The sequence below is a fragment of the Bacillus sp. JJ1764 genome (assembly GCF_036962145.1).
Classification (GTDB): Bacteria; Bacillota; Bacilli; order Bacillales; family Cytobacillaceae; genus Neobacillus.
Genome location: NZ_JBALNY010000202.1, coordinates 1 through 3,905 on the forward strand (window position 1 = coordinate 1; position 3,905 = coordinate 3,905).

Annotated in this window: 4 protein-coding genes; 3 read left to right on the forward strand and 1 reads right to left on the reverse strand. The window is 37.5% G+C overall.

Translation table 11 applies throughout. The features are described from left to right. Window positions 1–117 precede the first annotated feature (117 nt). Complete coding sequence (moaA, locus tag V7083_RS21725; protein ID WP_335481995.1) at window positions 118–1,134, forward strand: GTP 3',8-cyclase MoaA; 1,017 nt, start codon at window positions 118–120, stop codon at window positions 1,132–1,134. A 42-nt stretch (window positions 1,135–1,176) separates the two neighbouring features. On the opposite strand, the gene ric is transcribed toward moaA, so the two are convergent. Then, window positions 1,177–1,875 carry an iron-sulfur cluster repair di-iron protein gene (gene ric / locus V7083_RS21730; protein ID WP_335481997.1) on the reverse strand — a complete coding sequence of 233 codons (699 nt, stop codon included), beginning with the start codon at window positions 1,873–1,875 and terminating at the stop codon, window positions 1,177–1,179. 198 nt (window positions 1,876–2,073) lie between these two features. On the opposite strand from ric, the gene V7083_RS21735 reads away from it, so the two are divergent. Next, entirely contained in the window at window positions 2,074–3,345 is a 1,272-nt protein-coding gene (locus V7083_RS21735) for a molybdopterin molybdotransferase MoeA (RefSeq protein WP_438823761.1), read from the forward strand. Then, on the forward strand, window positions 3,333–3,884 hold the full coding sequence (mobB, locus tag V7083_RS21740; protein WP_335482001.1) for a molybdopterin-guanine dinucleotide biosynthesis protein B: 552 nt from the start codon (window positions 3,333–3,335) through the stop codon (window positions 3,882–3,884). Before V7083_RS21735 ends, mobB begins: the two co-directional genes overlap by 13 nt. Window positions 3,885–3,905 lie beyond the last annotated feature (21 nt).

A 3,905-nucleotide genomic window follows, 5' to 3' on the forward strand; every position in this document is an offset into this window, starting at 1 on the left:
AAACACTAATTTACCAATAAAAAGTATTGTTACAGTGAATAATGTATCGCCTTTTTACAGGATCATCTGATACAATAAATATAACATAGTTTGTAGGACCAAATGGAGTTGATGTTAATGGAAAAAAACATGATTACAGATAAACTAAATAGACCATTACGTGATTTAAGGATTTCGGTTATTGATCGCTGTAATTTCCGCTGTCAGTATTGTATGCCTGCGGACTCATTTGGCCCCGATTTTGAATTTCTCCCCAGAAGTGCCTTGCTGACTTATGAAGAAATTGAACGTGTTGCCAAAATATTTGTTTATCTTGGGGTAAAAAAAATTCGCTTAACCGGTGGTGAACCACTTTTAAGAAGAGATTTGCCCGTTCTTGTTGAAAAACTATCCACAATTGAGGGGCTCGAGGATATTGGCCTAACGACAAACGGTGTCCTTCTTCCTAAATTTGCTGAACAATTAAAAAAGGCTGGACTAAAAAGAGTGAATGTCAGCCTTGACAGTCTGGATAATGAATTATTTGGGAAAATAAATGGGCGAGGGATCGGGACTGGTCCCGTCCTTGAAGGTATTGAAGCAGCGAAAAAGTTCGGCCTCGGCGTAAAAATTAATATGGTTGTAAAAAAGGGTTTGAATGATTCTGAGATCGTTCCTATGGCCAAATTCTGTAAAGATCATAATTTGGAGCTCCGATACATTGAATATATGGATGTAGGGTCTACAAATGGCTGGAAGATGGATGATGTTGTTACAAAGAAACAAATACATCAATTGTTAAAAGAACACTTCAACATGGAACCAGTCAATCCAGCATATTTTGGTGAAGTTGCAAAGCATGATCGTTATACAGACTCAAATGTTCAGGTTGGCTTTATCACCTCTGTTTCCGAATCATTCTGCTCAAGCTGCACTCGTGCTCGTCTTTCTGCGAATGGCCAAATTTTCACCTGTTTATTCAATGGTAATGGTCATGACATCCGCAATTTTATGAGAAACGGAGCAACTGATCAGGAATTGGCAGGACGGATTTCTGCTATTTGGAATGACCGGGCTGATCGATATTCTGATGAAAGAACGGTGGAAACCAATAAACAGCGCAATAAAATTGAAATGTCCTATATAGGCGGTTAAAAAAAAACTCTCTTCTGACTTCGAAGAGAGTTTTTTTGCTCATTAGCTAAGATATCGTGGAAATAAGATATTATTTTCCAGATGGACATGCATGAATGTTAATCCTTCTAATGCTTCTAAGCGTGCATATACTAAACGATATGTTCCGCAAGCATCAATTGGCAGTTCGTAATCAGAAGTGACCTCACGAATTTGTCGGAGAATTTCACCGGCATGATCATGTTCTTTTTCAAGTTCTACAATCATGTTAATTGCTTCTTCTCGATTTTCAACTGTACCATCTGCTAGTTTTTTGATCAATGGAAAAACAACTTGCTCTTCTTTTTCCATATGTTCCATTAACTCTTTTTTAAATTCATAAAACAGTTCATATACTTTTAATAACTCGGGATGATGATCGCCATGAACCTTTGATACCTTTGTTACATAAGGGCTAAGAAGCGCTAATTCTTCCTGTGAAGCTCTATGATAATTCGTGATTATATGCTCAATGATTGTATTGGAATCTGAATCTGTCCAAACAGCTACATCTTTTTCAACATGTTCATATTTTTCAAATACATCGTTTAACTCTTCCAATAATGAATCCATATTCAGCCCGTTTTTTTCAACAGCTTCAGAAAGTGGAATATTACCTCCACAGCAAAAATCAATGCGATTACGCTTAAAAACGTCACTTGTCTTAGGTAATTGATTAACAATATCTTTAACTAATGAAGTAGCAGTAATAGGGAATGTCACGTTAAAACCTCCTAAAATTCTTTAACTGAGTTAAGCATAATCGATAATCAAAAGTAATTAGGTGACCTGAATCACACAATAAAGGTGTTTTTTTGTATTCTGGTCAAAATCTTTTTAATTTGTGATATTTGATAACTCAGTGTCTTATTTGATAGGCTTATAATATCGATTAGATATGAGTTTTGAAGATAGGAGCCGATGAATTTGTTTGAAAGAAGACAATCTATTCCGATAGGGGAAGCAGTAAAAAAAATAATGGACCATCGATTACATGGGTTAACGGAGTATGTCTCCATAGATGACAGCTTTGGTCGTTTTTTATCGGAGGATTTAATTGCCACTTGTGATGTACCCCATTTTGATCGAGCACCGTATGATGGATTTGCTATTAGGGCCATAGATTCAATCGAAGCTTCTGCCACTAATCCAATTGAATTTGAAGTTATTGATCATATCGGTGCAGGGATGGTTTCCGACAAAACGGTTACACAACACCAAGCAGTCAGAATTATGACGGGGGCTATGATGCCGGAAGGAACTGATGCTGTAGTAATGTTTGAATTGGCGCAAGCCTATGAAAAGTCAGGAACTCCCTTTATGTCAATTAAGCGCCCTTTTAAAAAGGGTGATAATGTATCTTTTGCAGGTGAGGATGCGAAGAGGGGAGAAGTATTGGTTAAAAAGGGTACGTTAATTAACCCTGGTATCCAGGCGATGCTTGCGACATTCGGGTATTCATTGGTTCCAGTAGCTAAAAAGCCGCTTGTAGGACTGTTTGCTACTGGAACTGAGCTTCTGGAAGTGAATGAAGCGCTAGTTCCGGGGAAAATCCGCAACAGCAATTCTCATATGATTGCTGCCCAAATTGAAAGAGCAGGTGGAGTTGTCCATTATTTTGGAAAGCTGCCAGATGAATTTGATACATGCTTTGAAGCGGTTAAAAATGCTTTAAACAAAGTGGATCTTTTAATCACAACCGGTGGTGTATCAGTGGGGGATTATGATTACCTGCCAGAAATTTATGAGAAATTAGAAGCAGAGGTGTTGTTTAATAAAGTTGCGATGCGGCCTGGAAGTGTAACTACAGTTGCCCATTTTAAAGGAAAAATCCTATTTGGTCTTTCAGGTAATCCATCGGCATGCTATGTAGGCTTTGAATTATTTGTTCGCCCAATTATTCGAGGAATGCTTTTCTCGGGAAAACCACACTTACGCAGGGAAAAGGCCATTTTAGATGCAGATTTTTCAAAAGCAAATCCATTCACCAGATTTGTCCGTAGTTCCCTTCATATTGAGGATAGTAGATTAAAGGTGACTCCAAGCGGTGTAGATAAATCAAATATCATTATGAGTTTAGCTGGAGCGAATTCATTAACCATTCTTTCAGGAGGGACAAGAGGATTCTCACAAGGAGACGAGGTAGAGGTATTATTGTTGGAGGACCAAACAGGCAGTGAGTGGCCTTGGTAAATCCGGTTATTATTCAAATTGTCGGTTTTCAGAATAGTGGAAAGACAACTTTTATCTCCAAAATAATCCAAAAACTAAAAGAACAAGGGATCAAATCTGCTACAATCAAACACCATGGACATGGTGGAAAACCTGATTTGCTGGCAGAAAAGGATTCAGAAAAACATATCGCTGCAGGAGCTATTGCAACCCTTGTTGAAGGGGATGGACGGCTCATCCTTCAATGTGAAAATAATCTAAATGAATTGGACCACCAGATTGCATTGTTAAGTTTCTTCCAACCAGATGTGATTTTGATTGAAGGACATAAACAAAAGGATTATCCCAAATTGGTAATGATAAGAAATAATCATGATTTACCCTTATTACAGTTAACAAATATTAAAGCGGTTATCTGCTGGGAAGATACAGAGATTTATAAAACTGATATCAGCGTAACACCACTATTTTCCATACATGACGAAGCTGTTATAAATTGGACGATTGATTTTTTGCAAACAAGCATTTCTGAAAATATTCGTAAACAAAAAAATCGGTGAGGCCACCGATTTTTTTGTTTA

Bases quoted from the DNA above. Each gene is read 5' to 3' on its own strand.
- V7083_RS21735 (WP_438823761.1), top strand. From the start codon at position 2,074: ATGAATTTGTTTGAAAGAAGACAATCTATTCCGATAGGGGAAGCAGTA.
- moaA (WP_335481995.1), top strand. From the start codon at position 118: ATGGAAAAAAACATGATTACAGATAAACTAAATAGACCATTACGTGAT.